This window comes from Saccharopolyspora aridisoli (assembly GCF_004348445.1).
Classification (GTDB): domain Bacteria; phylum Actinomycetota; class Actinomycetes; order Mycobacteriales; family Pseudonocardiaceae; genus Saccharopolyspora; species Saccharopolyspora aridisoli.
In genome coordinates this window covers 16,253-38,605 of the sequence record NZ_SMKV01000040.1, presented here as the reverse complement: position 1 = coordinate 38,605, position 22,353 = coordinate 16,253, and the positions used below count along the sequence as shown (strand labels likewise).

The following is a 22,353-nucleotide window of genomic DNA, read 5'->3' as shown; positions in this document are numbered from 1 at the left end:
CCGTAGTACGCCGGACAACCGGTGAACCGCACGGTGTTCGACATTGCGCATGGGTCCGGGATCACGCACTCGGGTCGCAGGCGCGCGCCACGGTGAACAGGGCCGCTTGTTCAGGACGGGTGAGATCGCAGCCGGTGAGCTCGTCTATGCGTCGTAGCCGGTTGAGCACGGTGTTGCGGTGGCAGTACAGGTCACCGGCCACCGCACCGGCCGATCCGGTGCGCAGGTAGGCCCCTGCGGTTTCCAGCAGCCGGGAGCGCTCGCCCGCGCCGATGCCGCGCATCCGGCCGAACACCTCGGTGGCCAGCGCGTCGCCCAGCTCGCCCAGCCTCCCCGCCACCACCGACGACCAGACGTCTGGCAGCGCGCGCGGGCCCGCCTCGGCCGCGCCGGTTCCGGCCAGCTCGGCGGCGATGCGCACTGCGCGAGGCACGCCCGCCAGCGTGCGCGCCACGGGCGCGAGACCGCACGGGACCTCCTGCAGCCAGCGCTGCGGCACCGCGGTGACACCGGCGGGCAGCTCAGCGATGAGCACCGGCCGCCGGTCGACGTCCTGCAGGTGCACCGAGATCCCCCGCGCCGACAGCTCGTCGGCCGCATCGCGCAGCGGCCGGGTGGCGGGCTGCGGGGCGGCGGCCACCGCGAAGTCCGCGTCGGCGGAGACGTCGAGCGCCGTGGCGACCTGCGCGACCACCTGCGGATCGCGGGCGTCGGTGACCAGCAGCCGCGCCACCAGCTGGGCGCGCTCGTGCTCCTGCTCGCGGGCCAGCACCGCGGCTTCCGACAGGTAGGCCAGGTGGATGCGGGTGGTGTGGTGGTCGACGGCGGCCCACACCCGCGAGGCGCTGCGCACCAGCGAGGGCAGCTCGTCCTCGGACACCCGGCGCGCGAAGGCGTCCCAGAGCACCCGGAAGTCGACGCGCACCGCGTGCAGCAGCACCTCCAGCGGGACGCCCGTCTGCGCGCGGCTGCGCCCGATGCGCTCGCACAGGTCGGCCAGCCGGTCGGGCACCGCCAGTCCTCCGGCCAGCCGCAGCAGCAGCTCCATGCTCCCCTCGGCGTGCTCGCGCAGCTCCGCCCACGGCACGGCGTCGCTGGCGTAGGGCTCCATCGAGCGCAGCTCCGCCAGGAACACCGCGACCAGCTCGTCGAGATCGTCCAGGCAGGAGTGCACCAGCCTGCGCAACGGCCCGTCGGGTGTGACCGGCTCGTAAGGCGAAGTGTGCATCCGCCCAACCTAGAGCGATCAGATGGCGTGGATCCATCATTGTGCTGGGCCGGTGACCAGAGGACTGTGCTCTCATGCACTTGACGCCCCGCGAGCAGGAGCGGCTGAACCTGTTCACCGCCGCGGAGCTGGCCCGCCGCAGGCTGGCGCGCGGCGCGCTGCTCGGCGCACCCGATGCCGTGGCCTACGTGTGCGACGTGGTCTGCGAACTCGCCTGGGACGGCGTGGACATCGACGAGGTCGTGCGGCGCGCGGGCGCGCTGCTGACCGCCGACCAGGTCCGTCCGGGGGTTCCCGCCGCCGTCCCGGTGATCCAGGTCGAGGCGCTGTTCCCGCACGGCAGTTCGCTGGTGCACGTGCCGCAGCCGTTCGGCCCGCCCGGTCCGGACGCGCCGGGTGCGGTGCGTGCCGCCGACGGCGAGGTCGAGTTGGCCGCCGGCCGCGAGCGGCGGACGGCGTGGCTGCACAACACCGGTGAGCGCCCGGTGTGGATCTCCTCCCACTTCCCGCTCGACCAGCTCAACCCGGCGGTGCGCAGCGACGCCGAGCTCGCCGGTTTCCGGCTGGCGGTGCCCGCGGGTACGGCGGTCCGCCTGGATGCGGGGGAGCGCAAGGAACTCGTCCTCGTGGCGATGGGAGGCCGACGATGACCAGCCTGTCCCGGGAGCGCTACGCGGCGCTGTACGGACCGACCACGGGTGACCTGGTGCGGCTGGCCGACACCGACCTGTGGGTGCGCGTCGAGGACGACGACACCGAGCCCGGCGAGGAGATGCTGGGCGGCTGCGCCAAGACCGCCCGCGACGGGCTGCTCGTCGCGCCGAAGGCCGGCCGGGACAGCGCGCTGGACATGGTGGTCCTCGGAGTGCTGCTGCTGGACCCGGTGCTGGGCGTGCGCAAGACCAACATCGGGATCAAGGGAGGACGCGTCGTCGGCGTCGGCCGCGCGGGCAACCCGGAGGCCGGGGACGGCGTGGAGCTGGTCGTCGACTCGCACACCGCGATGATCACCGGTGACGGCTTGATCGCCACGCCCGGTGTGGTCGACTCGCACGTGCACCTGTCCAGCCCCGAGGTGGTGCCCGCCGCGCTGGCGGCCGGGGTGACCTCGCTGGTGGGCATGGGCATGGGCGGGGTGTGGGACGTCGGCGCGAACCCGGCCCACAACCTGCACTCGATGATCGAGGCGTGGCGGGACGTGCCGATCAACGTCGCGTTCCTGGCGCGCGGATCGTCGTCGTCGAACGACCTGCTGGAACGGGCGGTCCTGTCCGGCGCAGGCGGGTTCAAGATCCACGAGGACTGGGGCGCCACCCCGCACATCGTGGACACCTGCCTGGGCGTGGCCGATCAGGCGGACCTGCCGGTCGCGCTGCACACCGACACGCTCAACGAGTCCGGGTTCCTCGCCGACACCCTCGACGCCACGCGAGGTCGCACGGTGCACGCCTACCACGTCGAGGGCGGCGGCGGGCACCCCGACCTGCTGGAGGTCGTGAGCAGCCCGCACGTGCTGACCTCCTCGACCACCCCGACGCTGCCGCTGACCCGGGCGACGGTCGCCGAGCTGTTCCCGATGACCATGACAGTCCACAAGGGACACTCCATGGTGGACAGCGACAAGAGCATCGCGGGAAGCAGGGTTCGCGAGCACGGCATCGCCGCCGAGAACGCGCTGCACGACTCCGGGGCGATCAGCATCGTCAACTCCGACTCGATGGGCATGGGTCGCATCGCCGAAACCGCCCGCCGCACCTGGCAGCTCGCGCACGTGCAGGCCGCCCTCGCTGGCGAGGCCGGGCCCGAGCACGCCGACAACGAGCGGGTGCTGCGCTACCTCGCCAAGATCACCCTCAACCCGGCGATCGCCCACGGCATGGCGCACGAGGTCGGATCGCTGCTGCCGGGCAGGCTCGCCGACATCGTGCTGTGGCAGCCGGCCTGGTTCGGCGCCGAGCCCGACCTGGTAATCAAGTCCGGGTTCGTCGCATGGGGTGCCAGCGGCTCGGGCTCCGGATCCACCCGGCTCACCCAACCGAGGGTCATGCGCCCCTTCTTCGGCGGACTCGGCGCCGCCCCCCGCAGGCTGTCCACGGTGTTCGTCGCCGACGCCGCCGACCGCGCGCTCCTGCCCAGCGGCCCGAACTACGCCTCCGTGCGCGACAGCAGGGGGCTGACCAGGGCGGACATGGTGCGCAACACCGCGACCCCGCGCGTGGAAGTCCCGCGCGAACCGGGTCCGGTGTCGGTCGACGGTGCGGAGATCGACGTGCACCGCGCGGCAACGCTGCCGCTGACCCGCACGCACCACCTGGGCTGAGGAGAGGAACGAAGTGCTGGACCTGCTGCTGCGCGACGTCCGCGCGCTGACCATGAACCCGCACCACCCCACCGCGCACACCATCGGAGTGCTCGGCGGGCGGATCGTCGGGGTGGACGAGGAGATCGCAGACCTGCCCGCGCGGCAGGTGATCGACGGCGGCGGCGCGGTCGTGACGCCCGGTTTCGCCGACTCGCACAACCACATGGTCTGGTACGGGCTCTCGCTCGCCGAACTCGACCTCTCCGGATGCCGCTCAGCCGAGGAGCTCTACGACCTGGTCGCCGCCGAGGCCGCCGAACTGCCCTCCGACGGTTGGGTGATCGGGTCCGGTTACGACGACTACGCCATCGGCGGGCACCCGGACCGCGCCGCGCTCGACAGGGCGGGCGGCGGCAGGCCGGTGTGGCTCAAGCACCGCTCGGCCCACATGTGCGTGGCCAGCACCGAAATCCTGGCCAAGGCAGGGGTTCTGGACGGCTCGGTCCGCGTCCCCGAGGGCGGCGTGGTCGAGCACGACGCGGAGGGAGCGCCGACCGGTCTGCTCGCCGAGCAGGCGCAGCAACTGGTCGACGCGCTGGTCAAGCCCTACCCGGTCGAGGAGCTGGTGGCGGCGATCGGCCGCGCCGCGAAGCGCTACGCGGCCGAAGGGCTCACGCACGTCACCGAAGCGGGCATCGGCGGCGGCTGGATCGGGCACAGCCCGGCTGAGGCCGCCGCGTACCAGCTGGCGCGGCAGCGGGGGGAGCTGCCGCTGCGCGTGGAGCTGATGCCCGCCAACGAGGTGCTGCATGAGGTCGGTCCGGACGCCTTCGGCCTGGACCTGGGCCTGCGCAGCGGTTTCGGTGACGACTTCCTGCGCATCGGGCCGATGAAGATCTTCACCGACGGCGCGCTGTCCAGCCGCACCGCCGCGGTCACCGACCCCTTCCACGGCCACGGCGGCCACGGCGTGCTCGGCGACGACCCGGACGTGCTGCGCGAGCGGATCCGCACCGCGCACCGGGGAGGTTGGCGGGTCGCCGCGCACGCCATCGGCGATCGCGCCATCGACCTGACGCTGGAGGCGTTCGAGCAGGCGCAGCGCGAGGTTCCGCGACCGGACGCGCGGCACCGCATCGAGCACTCGGCGATGGTGCGCCCCGACCAGCTCTCCCGGATGGCCGCGCTGGGTGTCATCCCGGTGCCGCAGTCGCGGTTCCTCTACGAGATCGGCGACACCATGATCGGAGCGGTGGGCGAGGAGCGCGAGTCCTGGCTCTACCGGCACCGGTCCTTCCTGGACGCCGGCCTGGTGGTGCCCGGGAGCTCGGACCGTCCGTGCGTGTCCAGCGGAGCGCCGCTGCTGGGGATGCGCGCGATGGTCGACCGCACCACCAAGGCCGGGCGCGTGCTCGCCCCCGACGAGCGGGTCGACGCCGTCGAGGCGCTGCGCGCCTACACCACCCACGCGGCGTGGGCGGCCGGTCAGGAGCAGCAGCGCGGCCAGATCGCCGCGGGCATGTTCGCCGACCTCGTGCTGCTCGACGCCGACCCGACCACCGTGCCCGTCTCGGAGATCGGCGACATCGACGTGCGCGCCACGTTCGTCGCCGGCCGCGCGGTGCACGGAGTGGACGAGTTCGCAGAAGTCCCCACCTGATCCGGCACACCGGGAGGCCCCGTGACCGAAACAGCGAGCACGCCACGCACCGACCCCGCGGAGGCGCGCAAGGTCGCGTTCGCCGCTTTCGTCGGCACCGCCCTGGAGTGGTACGACTACTTCCTCTACGGCACGGCCGCGTCGATCGTGTTCGACCGGCTGTACTTCGCGACCGAGGACCCGGCGGTGGCCACGCTGGCCGCCTTCGCCTCGTTCGCGATCGGTTTCCTCGCGCGGCCGCTCGGCGCGGTGGTGTTCGGCCACCTCGGCGACCGCATCGGGCGCAGGCGCAGCCTGCTCATCACGGTCACGCTGATCAGCGTGGTCACCGGGGCCATCGGTCTGCTGCCGGACTTCATGGCCATCGGTCTGGCCGCACCGCTGCTGCTGACCGCGCTGCGGGTGCTGCAGGGCATCGCGGTCGGCGGTGAGTGGGGCGGCGCCGTCACGCTCGCCGTGGAGCACGCGCCGCCGGAGCAGCGCGGGCGGTTCGCGGCGCTGCCGCAGATCGGTTCGCCGATCGGCACGCTGCTGTCCTCGGGCGGGTTCTACCTGGTGGCGATGCTGCCCGACGAGTCGTTCGACTCGTGGGGCTGGCGGCTGCCGTTCCTGGCGGCCTTCCCGCTGCTCGGCGTCGCGCTGTACCTGCGGCGTCGGGTCGGGGAGTCGCCGCTGTTCGAGCAGGTGCTCGCCGAGCACGATCAAGCCTCGGTGCCCGCGGTGGAGCTGTTCCGCACCGCCTGGCGGCAGGTGCTGATCGGCATCGCGGCGTCGCTGATCGGCATCGGCGGCTTCTACCTGCTGACCACGTTCGTGATCAGCTACGGCTCCGGGCAGCTGGGACTGCCGAAGTCGCTGATGCTGGGTGCGACCTTGTTCGCCGCGGCGGCCGAGGTCGTGACGCTGATCTTCGGCGGCAGGCTGGCCGACCGGTTCAGCCCCGGCAAGGTCTGCCTGTGGGGCGGGGTCCTGTCCGCGCTGGTGGCGTTCCCGGTGTTCTGGATGATCGACACGCGCGACCCGGTGCTGGTGATCCTCGCGGTGACGCTGGGCATCAACTGCCTGTCGATCCCGTACGCGGTGTCGGGTTCGCTGCTGGCCGGGCTGTTCCCGGTGCACCTGCGCTACAGCGGCGTCGCGATCTCCTCCAACCTCAGCGGCCTGATCAGCGGCTTCGTCCCGCTGGCCGCCAGCGCCCTGCTCATCGCCAGCGGCCAGCAATCCTGGTCGGCAGCAGCCCTGCTGCTCCTGCTGGCCCTCATCACCGCAGCTGGAGGCCTCCTCGGCCACCGAGCCACCCGGACCCAAACACGAACCTGACCCGCCCCCCACCGACCACCACCCCGAACACCGCCGCGATCAGCCCTCGATCGCGGCGGTGTCCAGTGAAGAACCCGGATTGCCGCCGCAATCAGGAACGCCCCCGCGCTCGGGTGGCGCAGGGGCGTTCCTGGTGCTGTGCGGGAGGTGGTCAGTCCGCTCGGGAGATCTTGACCATCTCGTCCCGGGCGACGACCTTGATGCGCTCGCGGCCGTGGGGTTCGCCGAGGGACTTCTCGTGGGCGTCCAGGCGGGTCCAGCCGTCCCAGGTCGTGTACTCGATGCCGCGCTCCTCCAGCACGTTGATGATGCTGTCGGAGTCGGGCTGCTCGGCCTTGGGGATCTGGTCGAGGTCGGCGAGCAGGTTGTTGATCGTCTCCAGGGCGTCGCCCTTGGTGTGGCCGATCAGGCCCACGGGGCCGCGCTTGATCCATCCGGTCGTGTAGACGCCGGGGATGTGCTCACCGTCGAGGTCCAGCACGCGACCTCCCTCGTTGGGCACCGTGCCCTTCTTGGTGTCGAAGGGCAGGTCGGCGACCGGCGAGCTGAGGTAGCCGACGGCGCGGTAGACCTGCTGGGCCGGGTAGGTCTCGTACTCGCCGGTGCCGCGCACGTTGCCATCGCCGGTGAGCTCCATGACCTCGACCTTGAAGCCCTCCACGCGGTCGGTGCCGGTCACCTCGACCGGGGCGCGCAGGAAGTGCAGGTGCAGGCGGCGCTTGGTGTCGTTCTTCGGATCGCGCAGCGCCCAGTCCTGCAGGGTCTTGACGATGGTCTTGACCTGGTTGTTGGTCCGGATCTGCTCTTCGCTGGCCTCGTCGAGCTCGAAGCCCTCCGGGTGCACGATGATCTCGACCTCGTCCTGGTGGTCGAGCTCGCGCAGTTCCAGCGGGGTGAACTTGGCCTGAGCCGGGCCGCGGCGCGCGAACAGGTGCACGTCGGTGACCGTCGACTTGGCCAGGCCCTGGTAGACGTTGTCCGGGATCTCGGTGCTGAGCAGGTCGTCTGCCTGCTTGGCCAGCACCCTTGCCACGTCCAGCGCGACGTTGCCCGCGCCGATGACCGCGACCTGCTCGCCGTCGAGCGTCCAGTCGCGCGGCGCCTCGGGGTAGCCGTCGTACCAGTAGACGAACTCGGCGGCGCCGTAGCTGTGCGGCAGGTCGATGCCCGGGATGTCCAGCGGGCGGTCCTGGTCGGCGCCGGTCGAGAAGATCACCGCGTCGTAGTAGCGCTGCAGGTCTTCGAGCTTGACGTCCACGCCGTACTCGACGTGGCCGAGGAAGCGGATCTCGGGCTTCTCCATCACGCGCTGAAGCGCGTTGATGATGCCCTTGATGCGCGGGTGGTCGGGCGCCACGCCGTAGCGGATCAGCCCATAGGGTGCCGGCATCCGGTCCAGCAGGTCGATCTCGACCGGGGTCTCGGACTTGGTCAGGATGTCGGCGGCGTAAACGCCGGCCGGGCCGGCCCCGACGATGGCGACTCGCAACGGGCGGGTCATGCACTCTCCTCCTGGGTGCGCCTGGCTCGGCGCGCTCGACTGCGAAGCCGCGTGGCAGCGGACCCGAAGTGGACCGGGCCTGGGCCATGCGCGGAATCCCTACCAGCTTAGGAAGCCCTTACCCCCGATCCCGCGATGCGGGCTGGTGACAATGCTCATAACTGATCTCGCCCACCACCTCCGCGAACCCGGCCGGTCAAGATCATTTCGGCGACCCCGGCCGCGCAGAAGGGGCAGTGCGGGCTCGAATGTTCAGCGGTGAGTACGTGACCGGACGCGGTGCGTGACAGTAGGATCGGCCCCTGATCAACCGCGTCGGTGTTCTACCTGCAGGGCCGGTTACACGCGGTGTCCAAAATGTCGAGACAGGGTGGGCGAGTGCGTCGAACGCCGCACCGGAGCGCCGACGGAGTCGAACCGTGATCACCAGGGTGGAACGCCACGAGCTCATCCAGCGGTGGAAGCGCGAGATCGCGCCCAACAGCTACGCGCCGCTGCGCCGCGGTGACGTCGAGGACCTGCTGAGCACCTGCCTGGAGCACCTGCTCGGCGAACTGGCCTGCCCGGACCGAGCGGGCGAGGCGGCCAACGCGGGCGCGGCGTTGCTGCCGCTGCACGCTGACAACCCCATGGTCCTGCCCGGCACCCTGAAGCTGCTGGCCGCCGAGCTGCCCGGGCTGCTGCCCCAGGTTCCGGCGGACCGGATGGTGGCGGCGCTCGGTCACCTCGCCGCGGGCTTCGCCGAGGAGCTCCGCGCCGGCAGTGGCTCGGTCGAGCCAGCGAGCCGAGACCTCCCCGCGCGCTCGCGTGCGCTGTTCCACACCTCCACGATGGGAGTCGCCGCGGTCAGCACCACGGGTGTGATCGAGGAGACCAACGAAGCCCTGCGCCGCATGTTCGGCCTCACCGAGGACGAGCTGACCGGTTCCTCGGTGCTGGCGCTGGTCGACGACCGGTGGCGGCCCGAGCTCACCGGTGCGCTCGCAGGCCTCGCGGACGGTGCGAGCGAGCGGGTGAACCTCGATGCCCGCTCCACCACCACCGACGGCGCCCAGGTGTGGACCCGGATGACTGCCTCGCTGGTCCGGAACGACCGGGGCGAGCCCGACCACCTGGTGGTGTTCTACGAGGACATCACCGATCGGCACATGCTCCAGGAGCAGTTCCGCCGCCAGGCCGTCCAGGACCCGCTGACCGGGTTGGCCAACCGCGCCCAGCTCGAATCCTGCGTCGACGCCGCGCTCACCCCGGTCTACCCAGGCCGCCGCGTCGCCCTGTGCCTGTTCGACCTGGACGGCTTCAAGGCCGTCAACGACAGCCTCGGCCACGCCATCGGCGACCGGGTGCTGCGTGAGGTCGCCCGCCGGCTGCAATCCCTGGCCGCGCAGGAGAGCGCCGTGGTCGCGCGCATCGGCGGCGACGAGTTCGCCATGGTCATCCCCGACTCCTACGACGCCGCCCGGGTGACCGAACTGGTCGAGCGGTTGCTGCGCGAGGTCACCAAGCCGATGTGGATCGGCGCGCACGAGCTCGCCGCCTCGGCCAGCGCCGGGATCGTCGAGCGCGAGGTGGTCGGCACCGACACCGGTTCGCTGCTGCGCGACGCCGACATCACGCTGTTCCGGGCCAAGCGCGACGGCCGCGCGCTGTGGGTGCTCTTCGACGCCGAGCGAAACGCGGTGGCGCACGAGAACTTCCGGCTGTCGGCGGCACTGCCCTCGGCCCTGGAGAAGAACGAGCTGTTCGTGGAGTACGACCCGGTCGCCGACGCGGAGACCGGCGACGTCCTCGCCGTGATGGCCAACGTGCGCTGGGACCACGACGAGTTCGGCGAACTGGGGTCGAACCGCTTCTTCGGCCTCGCCGAGGAAACCGGCCTGATCACCCGGCTGGGCGGCTGGACCCTGGAGCAGGCCGGCAGGCACGCGGCGCGGTGGGTGCGCGAGCTCGGGGAGCACGCGCCGCTGCTGGCGGTGACGCTGTCGGCCCGGCACTGCCGCGATCCAGAGCTGGTCCGCGATCTGCGGGAGGCGTTGGATACCACCGGGCTTCCCGCGGAGTCGCTGGTGCTGTGCCTGCCGGAGTCGGCGCTGTTCGACTACCAGGGCGATGCGGTGGACACCGTCGAGATCTTCGCGGAGATGGGAATCCGGTTGTTCGTGCACGAGTTCGGCTCGGACTACACCCGGGTGGACCGGCTCAAGGACCTGCCGCTGGCCGGGGTGCTCATCGACGGGCCGCACATCCGGGGGTTGGCCGATCCCGACGGCCCGGAGCCGCTGAGCGAGTACCTGGTGCGCAGCGCGGTCGGCGCGGCGCGGTTGATGGACCTGCCGGTGCTGGCCACCGGTGTGACGAGTGCGGAGCAGGCCCACCGGTTGGGGGAGATCGGTGTTGCTCTGATCCAGGGGCCGCATGTCAGCGATCGGGTTTCGGCGACGGAGGTCGTCGAGCTCGTGGGCGGCGCGTAGTGGGCCGATGAGGCTGGAAAACGCGAATTCCTCGGCGGATCCTTCGGAAAAGCTGAGCACGGGAGCGATGTGGAGGACCATGCTCCGGGTGCTTGGTCGAGCGCGAGGCGTGACACCTACGATGGCCTTCTCGATCTTCGTTTCGGGTGCCGGAACGACCAAACCGAGTGCAGGAGGCTGAATTCTATGGAGCAGCGACCCGATTGGCTGGCCGAGGGCGTCGACCTGGACAAGCCCAGTGCTGCCCGCTGCTACGACTTCTACTTGGGCGGCGCCCACAACTTCGCCGTGGACCGCGAACTCGGGAACAAGGTCTTGGAAGCGATGCCCAATGTCAAGGAGGTCGCGCTGAACAACCGCGCGTTCCTGCGCCGCGCGGTGCGCTACTGCCTCGACCGGGGCATCCGGCAGTTCCTCGACATCGGATCGGGAATCCCGACCGCAGGCAACGTGCACGAGATCGTGCAAGCCGTGGACCCGCAGGCCCGCGTGGTCTACGTGGACAACGAGCCGGTCGCGGTCGCGCACAGCCGCTCGATCCTCGAGGGCAACGACAACGCCACGATCGTGCAGGCCGACCTGCTCGACGTCGAGGGTGTCCTGGAGTCCCCGGAAACCCAACGGCTGCTGGACTTCTCGCAACCGGTCGCGGTGATGATGGTGGCGCTGGTGCACTTCGTGCCCGAGAGCGCCAAGCCGCGCGAGATCATCGGCCAGTACTACGACAAGCTCGCCCCCGGGAGCTACCTGGGTTTCTCGCACGTCACCGGGGAGGAATTCCCGGAAGGTGTGCAGGGCCTGGTCAAGCTCTACGAGAACAGCACCAACCCGGTCACCCTGCGGACCCGCGCCGAGGTCGCCGAGCTGGTCTCCGACTTCGAACTCGTCGATCCCGGAGTGGTCTACGTTTCCGAGTGGCACCCGGACTCGCCCGAGGACGTCGGCGACCACCCGGAGGAGACCATCGTCTACGGCCTGGTGGGCCGCAAGGTCTGAGCGCCCGTCGTCGTGCGAGGTCGTGGTGGGATCGCCGAACTGATCACCGACTTCACCCCGTCCGGACCAGGACATGGGTGCGATGCGACCGGCGACGCCGGGCAGGAGGTGTGGGCAATGCGTGAATCCGAGGGAGCCTCCGACGCGGAGGTCGAACGTCGTCACGTGGTCGCGCAGTGGACGCGCGAGATCATCCACACCAGCTACGTGGCGATGGGTCGTCCCGAGATCGAGGCGTTCCTGGCGAAGTGCTTCGAGGACGTGCTCGCCGCCTGCGACGGCCCTCTGGAGCCCGCGCGCCAGGTCGGTGTGCGCCTCGTCGACGTGCACTTCACCAACCCTGTCGTCGTGCACAGGACGCTCAACCACCTGGCTTCCGCGCTCCCGGCCCACCGCGAGGTGGATCAGGCCCGGCTGGTCGACGTCCTCGGCGCGGTCGGATCGGGCTTCGCCGGGGCGCTGCGCAAGCGGACCCTCGACGAGCAGGAGATCATCAAGCAGTCCGTGCTCGAGGCCCGGGACGCCGCCGAGGAGGCGCTGCGGGCGTCCGAGGCGCGGTCGCGGGCGGTGTTGCTCTCTTCCGCCCTCGGCATCGCGATCGTCACCCTCGACGGCGTCATCGACCAGATCAACCCCTCCATGAACAGGATCTTCCGGCTCGGCTCCGAGTCGCTGGTGGGCCGGACGATCTTCGACCTGGCCGACACGTCGTGGATCGGCGAGCTCTCGGCCGCCAACGCCGACCTGGTTCGCGGCGAGGTCGACCGCTACCAGCTGGAGATCCGCTTCACCGAGCAGCACGGCTCGCACATCTGGACCCAGCTGTCGGCGTCGCTGGTGCGCGACGCCAACGAGGCGCCCGACTACCTGGTGATGCTCTACGAGGACATCACCGATCGGCACATGCTCCAGGAGCAGTTCCGCCGCCAGGCCGTGCACGACCCGCTGACCGGGCTGCCCAACCGCACCCAGCTGCAGACCAGCATGGAATACGCGCTGGAACCGTCCGCGCCAGGTCGTCGGGTCGGGCTGTGCTTCTTCGACCTCGATGGCTTCAAGGCCGTCAACGACAGCCTCGGGCACCCGGTCGGCGACCAGCTGCTGCGCGCGGTCGCGCAGCGCTTGCAAGCCCTGACAGCCGAGTTCGGCGCGCTGGCCGCGCGGATGGGCGGTGACGAGTTCGTGGTGCTGGTGCCCGACACCGACGGCGCCGCCGGACTGATCGGGCAGGTGGAGAAGATGCTCGCCGAGGTCACCCGGCCGGTCCGCATCGGCGCGCACGAGCTGTCGGCGTCGGCCAGCGTCGGCGTCGTCGAACGCCCGGTGGTCGGCACCGATGCCGAGTCGCTGCTGCGCGACGCCGACATCACCCTCTACCGGGCCAAGCAGGACGGCCGCGCCCAGTGGGTGCTCTTCGACGCCGCGCTCAACGCGGAGGCCCGCGACCGCTTCAGGCTCTCCGCGGCCCTCCCCGCCGCCCTGGAGCAGGGGGAGCTGTTCATCGAGTACGAGCCGACGAGGCTGCTGCACGACGGCTCGCTGTTCGCCGCGGCGGCGGACATCCGCTGGGACCACCCGGAGTTCGGCGAGCTGGGGCAGGAGTCGTTCCTGGACCTGGCCGAGGAGACCGGGCTGATCACCCGGCTCGGCAGCTGGGCGTTGGGGGAGGTGTGCAGGCACGCGGCTCGCTGGACGGAGCGCTTCGGCGAGCGCGCCCCGGTCGCGGCGATGAACCTCTCCCACCGGCACTGCCGCGACCCCGAGCTGGTCAACGACGTGCAGCGCATCCTGCGAGAGACTGGCCTGCCCGCGCAGTCGCTGGCGCTGGGCATGCCGGAGTCGGCGTTGTTCGACCACCAGGGCGACCCGGTGGACACCGTGGAGATCTTCGCCGAGATGGGCATCCGGCTGGTCGTCTACCAGTTCGGCGACGACTACACGCGCGTGGCCCGGCTGCGCGGCCTGCCGCTGTTCGCAGTGCGCATCGACGGTCCGCACCTGGACGGGTTCGCCGACCCCGAAGGACCCGATCCGCTGGACGAGTACCTGCTCGGCGCGGCGGCCGGAGCGGCCAAGCTGATGGACCTGCCGGTGGTCGCCGGCGGTGTCCACGACGAGCTGCAGGCCGAGCGGCTGCAAGCCCTGGGCGTGTGCTCGGCGATCGGGGCGTTCGCTGGTGAGCGGGTGTCCGCCCTGGAGCTGGAGGAGCTCATCGCCGAGCCGGGGTGAGCGGAGCGGCGTGGCCGCGAGCCGCGAAGACCACCCGTGCAGCCGGCACCGCTGTGCCGTCGCGTTCACCGTGATCTCTCAGCGGTTCTCTGGTGAGCAAAGCCGCAACGCCGTGCGTGGGCACGCACGAGTTGCGGCTCACGGAGCCGGCGGGCCGCTGCGCCCCGTGCGGGGGTTTCCGCCACCCGCGCAGCCGAGCGAGGTGACCACCGGAACCCTCATCAAGGGCGTGGGCTGGGCGTTAATGGATTGGTGGCCCCCGATAGCATCGGGTGGCGAAGCGTGTCCGCGCCGGTGAACCGGCCCAGTCTAGGAGTGATCGTGTCCGTACAGCCTTCCCACGCCCAGCACGCACCCCGGGTGAAGGTTCCGGCGGGCACTACCGCGGGTGCGGCCGTCGTCGAGGCGGGGCTGCCGTCGAAGGGCCCGGACGCGGTCGTGGTGGTCCGCGACGCCGAGGGCGCGCTGCGCGACCTGGACTGGGCGCCGGAGTCCGACGTCGAGGTCGAGGCGGTCGCCGCTGAGACCGAGGACGGTCGCAGCGTCATCCGCCACTCCGCTGCGCACGTGCTCGCGCAGGCGGTGCAGAACCTGTTCCCGGACGCCAAGCTGGGCATCGGCCCGCCGGTCAAGGACGGCTTCTACTACGACTTCGACGTCGACAAGCCGTTCACCCCGGAGGACCTGCAGGCGCTGGAGAAGCGCATGAAGCAGATCCTCAAGTCCGGCCAGAAGTTCTCCCGCCGCCGCCTGGACTCCGTCGAGGCCGCCGAGGAAGAGCTGGCGAACGAGCCGTACAAGCTGGAACTGGTCGACATCAAGTCTGATGTGGACACTTCCGAGATCATGGAGGTCGGCGGCGGTGAGCTGACCGTCTACGACAACATCGACCGGCACGGCGAGCGCGTCTGGGGCGACCTGTGCCGCGGCCCGCACGTGCCGCACACCCGGTTCATCCCGGCGTTCAAGCTGATGCGGGTGGCCGCCGCCTACTGGCGCGGCGATCAGAGCAAGCAGCAGCTCCAGCGCGTCTACGGCACCGCGTGGGAGTCCAAGGAGAAGCTCGACGAGCACCTGGAGTGGATCGCCGAGGCCGAGCGCCGCGACCACCGCCGCCTCGGCGCCGAGCTGGACCTGTTCTCCTTCCCGGACGAGATCGGCTCCGGCCTGCCGGTGTTCCACCCCAAGGGCGGCATCATCCGCCGCGAGCTGGAGGACTACTCCCGCAAGCGGCACGAGGAGGCGGACTACGAGTTCGTCAACACCCCGCACATCACCAAGGAGACGCTGTTCAAGACCTCCGGTCACCTCGACTGGTACAAGGACGGCATGTTCCCGGCCATGCACCTCGACGAGGAGCGCGACGCCAACGGTGAGCTGCGCAAACCCGGGGTGGACTACTACCTCAAGCCGATGAACTGCCCGTTCCACAACCTGATCTTCCGCTCGCGCGGTCGTTCCTACCGCGAGCTGCCGCTGCGGCTGTTCGAGTTCGGGTCGGTCTACCGCTACGAGAAGTCCGGCGTGGTGCACGGTCTGACCCGGGTGCGCGGGATGACCCAGGACGACGCGCACATCTACTGCATGCCCGACCAGCTGCAGGACGAGCTCAAGTCGCTGCTGGGCTTCGTGCTGGACTTGCTGCGCGACTACGGCCTCGACGACTTCTACCTCGAGCTGTCCACGCGCAACGAGGAGAAGTACGTCGGCGACGACGAGAGCTGGGAGGTCGCCACCGAAGCGCTGCGCGAGGCGGCCGAGTCCTCCGGGCTGGAGCTCGTCCCCGACCCGGGCGGCGCGGCCTTCTACGGCCCGAAGATCTCCGTTCAGGCCAAGGACGCGCTGGGCCGCAGCTGGCAGATGTCGACCATCCAGGTCGACTACCACCTGCCCGAGCTGTTCAACTTGGAGTACACCGGCCCGGACGGCGGCAAGCAGCGGCCGATCAAGATCCACCGCGCGCTGTTCGGCTCCATCGAGCGCTTCTTCGGCGTGCTCACCGAGCACTACGCGGGCGCGTTCCCGGCGTGGCTGTCGCCGGTGCAGGCGGTGGGCATCCCGATCGCCGACGAGCACGTCGAGCACCTGCAGGAGGTGCGCGCGGCGCTGCGCGCCAGGGGAATCCGGGTCGACATCGACACCAGTGACGACCGGATGCAGAAGAAGATCCGCAACCACACCACGATGAAGGTCCCGTTCCTGCTGCTGGCCGGTGGCAAGGACGTCGAGGCAGACGCGGTGTCGTTCCGGTTCCGGGACGGCTCGCAGATCAACGGCGTCCCGGTCGACGACGCGGTCACCGCGCTGGTCGACTGGGTGCAGCGGCGCGAGAACGCGTCGCCGAACGCGGAGAACTTCCGGGCAGGTCTGGTGTGAGCGGTCCCGAGGGCGTCGAGCTGGCGCGGCAGGAGGGTGCGGGGGTCGACGACGCGCTGCAGCGGCTGTGGACACCGCACCGGATGGCCTACATCCAGGGCGAGAACAAGCCGGACGGCGATGACAGCGATGGCTGCCCGTTCTGCCGGCTGCTGGATTCCGGTCAGCCCGACTCGGAGTCGCTGATCGTGGCGCGCGGCGAGCTGGTGTTCGCGATCCTGAACCTGTACCCGTACAACCCGGGGCACCTGATGGTCCTGCCGTACCGGCACGTCGCGGACTACACCGAGCTCACCGTCGACGAGACGGTCGCGGTCGCCGAGTACACGCAGCGCGCGATGCGGGTGATCCGCAAGATCTCCGCACCGCACGGCTTCAACATCGGTCTCAACCAGGGCCCGGTGGCCGGTGCAGGCATCGCCGCGCACCTGCACCAGCACGTGGTGCCGCGCTGGGGCGGCGACTCCAACTTCATGCCGGTCATCGGCCACACCAAGGTGCTGCCGCAGCTGCTAGGAGACACCTGGAAGTTGCTGGCCGACGCTTGGGCGGAGTAGGGGATCCACTCGTTTGCTCACCGGTGCGGGTGGCGGAACCTGATACGCCTCCTGGCTCCGAATTCCGCGACTTGAGTATGTCGAATAGCGGCGCTGCGGCTGTCCTCCCCAGAAGACGTGTCAGAACCCGTTGCGGTTCTCGGGTGGTGGAAGAGGAAGCGACTTCGTCGCTTGCCAGAACGCGAAGAGCAGGACCGGCGTGGTGCCGGTCCTGCTCTTCTTCCTGAGGGGGATCAGGCGCGGAGCTGGGCTTCGAGGTCCAGCGTGATGGTGATCTTCTCGCCGACGACGGCGCCACCGGCCTGGCCGACACCGAAGTCGGTGCGGTTGATGGTGGTGGTGGCCGAGATGCCCAGCAGGTTCTCGGAGAAGCCGTTGAGCTCGGCGGTGAGGGTGACCGGCTTGGTGACGCCCTTGAGCGTGAAGTCACCGTCGATCAAGTAGTCCTCGCCGTCCTGGCGGATGCCGGTGGAGCGGAAGGTCGCGGTGGGGTGCTGCTCGGCGTCGAAGAAGTCGGCGCTGCGCACGTGGGCGTCGCGATCGGCGTTGCGGGTGTCGATCGACGAGACGTCGATGGTCGCCGTGACCGACGACTGCAGCAGGTCCTCGGCGGTGACGATTTCGGCGGAGAAGGCGCCGAAGCGACCCCGGGACTTGCCGACGCCCATGTGGCGCACCGAGAACAGGATGTCCGAGTGCACCGGGTCGATGTCCCAGGTGCCGGTGGTGTAGCCGGGGATTTGCGCGGTGGCCGTCATGGTCGCGTGCCTCCAAAGGGGGTTGTTGTCGGTGTTGCTCTCACCTTGGCCCAACTAGGTTGAAGCTTCAACCATTCCTAGGTGTGTCAGGCGTCACCTCCGGTCCCCGGTGATCGTCACACCTGCGGCCGGAGCCGATCCAGATCCGGTTAATCTGCAACAACGCGCATCCTGCGCGGACGTCACTGCACACCACCGCTGGCACCTGAAGGCACATGCTCAACATCTTCGCGCGGGCGTCCCTGTCCCGGCTGACCAACCCGATCGGTCTCGGCCTGGTCCGCATCGGCCTGACGCCGAACGCGGTGACGGTCATCGGAACCGTCGCCTCCGTGCTGTCGGCGCTGTGGTTCTTCCCGCGCGGTGAGCTGTTCGTCGGCACCGTGGTGACCGCGATCTTCTTGCTCTTCGACGTCCTCGACGGCGCGATGGCCCGCGTCGGCGGCCGCGTCACCCGCTTCGGAGGAGTGCTGGACGCCAGCTGCGACCGGATCGTCGACGGCGTCCTGTTCGGATCGCTGGTCTGGTGGGCGCTGGTCGTCGACGTCGATGGGGATCGAGGCCTGGGTCTGCTGATCTGCCTGGCGGGTGCCCAGGTGATCTCCTACATCAAGGCCAGGGCCGAAGCCAACGGCCTCCACGCCGACGGCGGCCTCGCCGAGCGGGCCGAGCGCTTCCTGATCATCCTCACCGGCGCGGGCCTGCACGGGCTCAGCGTCCCCCACGTGCTGGACGTCGCCATCTGGCTCCTCGCGGCGCTGACCCTGATCACCATCGCCCAACGCCTCCACGCGGTCCACGCCTCATCGAAGGCGTGACCGGTTCCGGCCGCGGAGCGTTGTCATCGGCGGTTGCCGATGGGCGGTTCCGGTTCGAACCGTCCATGATCGACGTTCCGTTCCCGTCTGCGAACCGGAACCGCCCTCACTTGGGCACGAGACCGTCCGGCACCGGTTCGTAGCTCTCGAAGTGCCTCGTGAAGGTCGCGCTGCCCGAGGTCAGGGAGCGGACGTTGACCGTGTAGCGGATCAGCTCGCTGGCCGGGACGTGCGCGCGCACGACCGTCCACCCGCCGTCCTCCGGCTCGGTGCCCACGACCTTGCCCCGGCGGCTCGACAGGTCCCCGAGGATCGCGCCCAGGTGCTCGTCGGGGATGCGCACGGCGACCTCGTCGACGGGTTCGAGCGTGGTCAGGCCCGCCTGCTCGGCCGCCGCCTTCACCCCCAGCGCGCCGGCGGCCTGGAACGCCGCGTCGGAGGAGTCGACGCTGTGCGCCTTGCCGTCGACCAGCGTGACCCGGACGTCGACGATCGGGCAGCCCTCCGTGATGCCCTTCTCCAGCTGAGCTCGCACCCCCTTCTCGACGCTGGGGATGAACTGGCGCGGCACCGCACCGCCCACCACCTCCTCGGCGAACTCCACGCCGGAACCCGCGGGCAGCGGCTCGATCTCCAGGTCGCACACCGCGTACTGGCCGTGCCCACCGGACTGCTTGACGTGCCGCCCGTGGCCCTTGGCCGGCTTGGTGAAGGTCTGCCGCAGCGCGACCCGCACCGGAACCGTGTCCACCTCGGCGCCGCCTTCGCGCAGCCGCTGCAGGACGACGCCGGCGTGCGCCTCGCCCATGCACCACAGGACCAGCTGGTGGGTCTCGCTGTCGCGTTCCAGGCGCAGGCTCGGGTCGGCGGCGATGAGCCGGTTGAGGTTGCGGGCCAGGGCGTCCTCGTCGCTGCGGTTGTGGGCGGTGACCGCGATCGGCAGCAGCGGTTCGGGCATCGGCCACGGGGTGAGCAGCATCGGGTCGGACGGGTCGGAGAGCGTGTCGCCGGTCTCGGCCGAGCCGATCTTGGTCAGCGCGCACAGGTCACCCGCCACGCATTGCGGCACTTCCCGCAGGGTCGCTCCCAGCGGTGAGTACAGGTGGGCGACGCGCTCGTCCTCGTCGTGGTCGGGGTGGCCGCGCTCGGCCATGCCGTGCCCGGAGACGTGCACCGGCCGTTCGGGGCGCATCGTGCCGGAGAAGACCCTGGCCAGCGAGACGCGTCCGACGTAGGAGTCGACGGAGGTGTGCACGACCTCGGCGGCCAGCGGGCCGTCCGGATCGGGCGTGAGCAGGCGCGGGTTGCCGCCATGCGGGTCGGTGAACTCGGGCAGCTGGTGCTCCAGCGGCGACGGGAAGCCGCGCCGGATGCCGTCGAGGACCTCGGGGATGCCGAGGCCGGTCAGCGCCGACACCGGCAGCACGGGGTGCAGGCCGCCGCGCGCCACCGCCGTCTCCAGGTCGCCGATCAGCGTGTCCTCATCGATCTGCTCGCCCGCGAGGTAGCGGTCCATGAGGGATTCGTCCTCGCTCTCGGCGATGATCGCTTCGATCAGCTCGCCACGCGGCTGCTCCACTTCCGCGCGCAGTGCCTCGTCGGCGGGACGGACCTGGCCGTCCTGGTAGATGCTCTCGGTGACCAGCCCGAGCAGGCCGGTCGGCTCGCCGCCCTCCACGTGCGGCAGGTACAGCGGAAGGACGCCTCCTCCGAAGGCGTCCTGGCAGGTCAGCAGCGCGGTGTCGAAGTCGGCCCGCGGCTGGTCGAGCCGCGAGATGACCACCGCGCGCGGCATCCCCACCGCCGCGCACTCGTGCCAGATGGCGCGGGTCGCCGCGTCGACGCCCTCGGTCGCGGCCACCACGAACAGCGCCGCGTCGGCTGCGCGCAGGCCCGCGCGCAGCTCACCGACGAAATCGGCGTAGCCGGGCGTGTCGATCAGGTTGATCTTGGTCTCCCCGTGCTGGACCGGGGCGATGGACAGCGCGATGGAACGCTGCTGGTCGATCGAGGCCGGTTCGTGGTCGCACACGGTGGTGCCCTCGGTGACCGCGCCGGGGCGCGGGATGGCGGAGGTGGCCTCCAGCAGTGCCTCGACGAGCGTGGTCTTGCCGGCCGCGGAAGGGCCGACCAGGACGACGTTGCGGATCTGAGCGGGATCTGAGGGGGCCGGGACACCCGGCCCAGCCGCTGTGCCGGCTTGTTTGCTTCCCATGGCGAGCTCCTGCGCTACCCGGACGGCCAGAGATGTGTCTCCGATCACACACCCGGTGGTGTGCTCGTGCAAGGCCGCGCCTGGGCGACCCGAGCGTGAAGTGGACTACTGAAATCGGGACTGAGTGGACCGTTGCGGTGGTCCAGTTCGCGTCTAGGTTGGTGACGGGAACACCTCCGGAATGTGAAGGAAGATCAAAGTTGACTAGCGCAGCGGACACAGCTCCCACCGGCACGGACGGCGTGAAGCGGGGCATGGCCGAGATGCTCAAGGGCGGCGTGATCATGGATGTGGTCACCCCCGAGCAGGCCAAGATCGCCGAGCAGGCCGGAGCGGTCGCGGTCATGGCGCTCGAACGCGTGCCCGCCGACATCCGCGTGCAGGGCGGCGTGGCCCGGATGTCGGATCCGGACATGATCGAGGGCATCGTCAACTCGGTGTCCATCCCGGTGATGGCCAAGGCCCGCATCGGCCACTTCGTCGAGGCCCAGGTGCTGCAGTCGCTCGGAGTCGACTACATCGACGAGTCCGAGGTGCTGACCCCCGCTGATGAGACCAACCACATCGACAAGTGGGCCTTCACGGTGCCGTTCGTCTGCGGTGCGACCAACCTCGGTGAGGCGCTGCGCCGGATCTCCGAAGGCGCGTCGATGATCCGCTCCAAGGGAGAAGCCGGCACCGGCAACGTCGTCGAGGCCACCCGGCACATGCGCCAGATCCGCGCCGACATGCGCCGGCTGTCCACCCTGGAAGCCGACGAGCTGTACGTGGCGGCCAAGGAGCTGCGCGCGCCGGTGGAGCTGGTCCGCGAGGTCGCGCGCACCGGCGAGCTGCCGGTCGTGCTGTTCACCGCGGGCGGCATCGCCACCCCCGCCGACGCAGCGATGATGCGCCAGCTCGGCGCCGAGGGCGTGTTCGTCGGCTCGGGCATCTTCAAGTCCGGCGACCCGGCCAAGCGCGCCGAGGCCATCGTCAAGGCCACCACCTTCTACGACGACCCGGACGTCCTCGCGAAGGTCTCGCGCGGTCTCGGCGAGGCCATGGTCGGCATCAACATCGACGGCCTCTCCGACGAGGACCGCCTCGCCGGTCGCGGCTGGTGAGCTTCTCTCGCGGTCATCTTCGCTCGGCGGTGCGGGTAGCAGCCCCTGAGGCGTCGTCCGGAATCCGAGGCGCCGGCGCACGGTGTCCTCTCCGGACGACGGCTCAGAACCCGCGGCCGCGCCGTTCGCACCTGTTCCTGGGGTTTCGAGGGTAGGAGGGGCAACGATGGGTCAACCCGTCATCGGTGTGCTGGCGTTGCAAGGGGGAGTGGACGAGCACCTGGCCGCGCTGCAGCGCTGCGGCGCGCGGGCGATCCCGGTCCGGCGGGTCGAGGAGCTCGACGCCGTGGACGGCATCGTGCTGCCCGGCGGTGAGTCGACCACCATGACCCGGTTGCTGGACATCTTCGAGCTCTACGAACCGCTGCGCGCGCGGCTGGCCGACGGACTGCCCGCCTACGGTTCCTGCGCCGGAATGATCATGCTGGCCACCAGCGTTGACGACGACAGGACCGCAGCGGTCCGCCCGCTGGGTGCGCTGGACGTCGTCGTGCGCCGGAACGCCTTCGGCAGGCAGGTCGACTCCTTCGAGACCGACCTCGACTTCCAGGGGATCTCCGACCCCGTCCACGCGGTGTTCATCCGCGCGCCGTGGGTCGAGAAGATCGGCGCCGGTGTGTCGGTCCTGGCCACGGTGCCCGAGGGGGTGGACGACGCGACCACCCCCGACACCACCGAGCGCGAAGGCCTCGCCGGTAGGATCGTCGCGGTTCAGCAGGGAGCGGTGCTCGCCACGGCCTTCCACCCAGAACTGGTCGAGGGGGACGATCGGGTGCACCGCTGTTTCGTACGGATCGTCCGCGGGCGGTGACATCCCGT

Annotated in this window: 16 protein-coding genes; 12 read left to right on the top strand and 4 right to left on the bottom strand. The window is 70.4% G+C overall.

Features of this window, described 5'->3' with window-relative positions:
- Positions 1–61 precede the first annotated feature (61 nt).
- Positions 62–1,228 carry a helix-turn-helix domain-containing protein gene (locus E1161_RS23275; RefSeq protein WP_132626772.1) on the bottom strand — a complete coding sequence of 389 codons (1,167 nt, stop codon included), beginning with the start codon at positions 1,226–1,228 and terminating at the stop codon, positions 62–64.
- A 74-nt stretch (positions 1,229–1,302) separates the two neighbouring features.
- Here E1161_RS23275 and ureA point away from each other — a divergent pair, with 74 nt between their 5' ends.
- From ureA to E1161_RS23255, 4 genes are read left to right on the top strand one after another with little or no spacing between them, the layout of a single operon-like run.
- Complete coding sequence (ureA, locus tag E1161_RS28745; protein ID WP_132626770.1) at positions 1,303–1,878, top strand: urease subunit gamma; 576 nt, start codon at positions 1,303–1,305, stop codon at positions 1,876–1,878.
- Complete coding sequence (locus E1161_RS23265) at positions 1,875–3,548, top strand: urease subunit alpha (RefSeq protein ID WP_132626768.1); 1,674 nt, start codon at positions 1,875–1,877, stop codon at positions 3,546–3,548. The genes ureA and E1161_RS23265 overlap by 4 nt, the downstream gene beginning before the upstream one ends.
- Positions 3,549–3,561: 13 nt before the next feature.
- Entirely contained in the window at positions 3,562–5,190 is a 1,629-nt protein-coding gene (locus E1161_RS23260; protein WP_132626766.1) for an amidohydrolase, read from the top strand.
- 21 nt (positions 5,191–5,211) lie between these two features.
- Positions 5,212–6,510 carry an MFS transporter gene (locus tag E1161_RS23255; RefSeq protein ID WP_132626764.1) on the top strand — a complete coding sequence of 433 codons (1,299 nt, stop codon included), beginning with the start codon at positions 5,212–5,214 and terminating at the stop codon, positions 6,508–6,510.
- 151 nt (positions 6,511–6,661) lie between these two features.
- Here E1161_RS23255 and E1161_RS23250 read toward each other — a convergent pair whose 3' ends face one another.
- The gene (locus tag E1161_RS23250; protein ID WP_132626762.1) at positions 6,662–8,011 is read right to left on the bottom strand and encodes an FAD-dependent oxidoreductase; all 1,350 of its coding nucleotides are present in this window, start codon (positions 8,009–8,011) and stop codon (positions 6,662–6,664) included.
- A 419-nt stretch (positions 8,012–8,430) separates the two neighbouring features.
- Between E1161_RS23250 and E1161_RS23245 the strand changes: the two genes are divergently transcribed.
- The 5 genes from E1161_RS23245 (at position 8,431) to E1161_RS23225 (ending at position 16,640) form a co-directional block, all read left to right on the top strand.
- On the top strand, positions 8,431–10,482 hold the full coding sequence (locus tag E1161_RS23245) for a putative bifunctional diguanylate cyclase/phosphodiesterase (RefSeq protein ID WP_235875245.1): 2,052 nt from the start codon (positions 8,431–8,433) through the stop codon (positions 10,480–10,482).
- Between the two features lie 186 nt (positions 10,483–10,668).
- Positions 10,669–11,478 (top strand): SAM-dependent methyltransferase, encoded by an 810-nt coding sequence (locus E1161_RS23240; protein WP_132626760.1) that lies wholly within the window; start codon positions 10,669–10,671, stop codon positions 11,476–11,478.
- A gap of 117 nt (positions 11,479–11,595) precedes the next feature.
- Positions 11,596–13,707 (top strand): putative bifunctional diguanylate cyclase/phosphodiesterase, encoded by a 2,112-nt coding sequence (locus tag E1161_RS23235; RefSeq protein WP_132626758.1) that lies wholly within the window; start codon positions 11,596–11,598, stop codon positions 13,705–13,707.
- Positions 13,708–14,067: 360 nt separating this feature from the next.
- Positions 14,068–16,083, top strand: a complete 2,016-nt coding sequence (gene thrS / locus E1161_RS23230) for a threonine--tRNA ligase (protein WP_207920366.1) — start codon at positions 14,068–14,070, stop codon at positions 16,081–16,083.
- 83 nt (positions 16,084–16,166) lie between these two features.
- Entirely contained in the window at positions 16,167–16,640 is a 474-nt protein-coding gene (locus tag E1161_RS23225; RefSeq protein WP_132626796.1) for an HIT family protein, read from the top strand.
- A gap of 233 nt (positions 16,641–16,873) precedes the next feature.
- Here E1161_RS23225 and E1161_RS23220 read toward each other — a convergent pair whose 3' ends face one another.
- The gene (locus E1161_RS23220; protein WP_132626756.1) at positions 16,874–17,398 is read right to left on the bottom strand and encodes a YceI family protein; all 525 of its coding nucleotides are present in this window, start codon (positions 17,396–17,398) and stop codon (positions 16,874–16,876) included.
- A 215-nt stretch (positions 17,399–17,613) separates the two neighbouring features.
- On the opposite strand from E1161_RS23220, the gene pgsA reads away from it, so the two are divergent.
- Positions 17,614–18,216: a phosphatidylinositol phosphate synthase gene (pgsA, locus tag E1161_RS23215; protein WP_132626754.1), complete on the top strand. Its 603-nt coding sequence runs from the start codon at positions 17,614–17,616 to the stop codon at positions 18,214–18,216.
- Between the two features lie 106 nt (positions 18,217–18,322).
- Here pgsA and E1161_RS23210 read toward each other — a convergent pair whose 3' ends face one another.
- Complete coding sequence (locus E1161_RS23210) at positions 18,323–20,431, bottom strand: elongation factor G-like protein EF-G2 (protein ID WP_132626752.1); 2,109 nt, start codon at positions 20,429–20,431, stop codon at positions 18,323–18,325.
- Positions 20,432–20,631: 200 nt separating this feature from the next.
- Here E1161_RS23210 and pdxS point away from each other — a divergent pair, with 200 nt between their 5' ends.
- A complete protein-coding gene (pdxS, locus tag E1161_RS23205; RefSeq protein ID WP_132626750.1) occupies positions 20,632–21,534 on the top strand; it encodes a pyridoxal 5'-phosphate synthase lyase subunit PdxS in 903 nt (300 codons plus the stop codon).
- Between the two features lie 166 nt (positions 21,535–21,700).
- The gene (pdxT, locus tag E1161_RS23200) at positions 21,701–22,345 is read left to right on the top strand and encodes a pyridoxal 5'-phosphate synthase glutaminase subunit PdxT (RefSeq protein ID WP_132626748.1); all 645 of its coding nucleotides are present in this window, start codon (positions 21,701–21,703) and stop codon (positions 22,343–22,345) included.
- Positions 22,346–22,353 lie beyond the last annotated feature (8 nt).

Excerpts from the sequence above, each read along its gene's own strand:
- E1161_RS23275 (WP_132626772.1), bottom strand. The coding sequence starts at position 1,228 with ATGCACACTTCGCCTTACGAGCCGGTCACACCCGACGGGCCGTTGCGC.
- ureA (WP_132626770.1), top strand. The coding sequence starts at position 1,303 with ATGCACTTGACGCCCCGCGAGCAGGAGCGGCTGAACCTGTTCACCGCC.
- E1161_RS23265 (WP_132626768.1), top strand. The coding sequence starts at position 1,875 with ATGACCAGCCTGTCCCGGGAGCGCTACGCGGCGCTGTACGGACCGACC.
- E1161_RS23250 (WP_132626762.1), bottom strand. The coding sequence starts at position 8,011 with ATGACCCGCCCGTTGCGAGTCGCCATCGTCGGGGCCGGCCCGGCCGGC.
- E1161_RS23240 (WP_132626760.1), top strand. The coding sequence starts at position 10,669 with ATGGAGCAGCGACCCGATTGGCTGGCCGAGGGCGTCGACCTGGACAAG.
- E1161_RS23235 (WP_132626758.1), top strand. The coding sequence starts at position 11,596 with ATGCGTGAATCCGAGGGAGCCTCCGACGCGGAGGTCGAACGTCGTCAC.
- E1161_RS23225 (WP_132626796.1), top strand. The coding sequence starts at position 16,167 with ATGGCCTACATCCAGGGCGAGAACAAGCCGGACGGCGATGACAGCGAT.
- E1161_RS23220 (WP_132626756.1), bottom strand. The coding sequence starts at position 17,398 with ATGACGGCCACCGCGCAAATCCCCGGCTACACCACCGGCACCTGGGAC.
- pgsA (WP_132626754.1), top strand. The coding sequence starts at position 17,614 with ATGCTCAACATCTTCGCGCGGGCGTCCCTGTCCCGGCTGACCAACCCG.
- E1161_RS23210 (WP_132626752.1), bottom strand. The coding sequence starts at position 20,431 with ATGGGAAGCAAACAAGCCGGCACAGCGGCTGGGCCGGGTGTCCCGGCC.
- pdxT (WP_132626748.1), top strand. The coding sequence starts at position 21,701 with ATGGGTCAACCCGTCATCGGTGTGCTGGCGTTGCAAGGGGGAGTGGAC.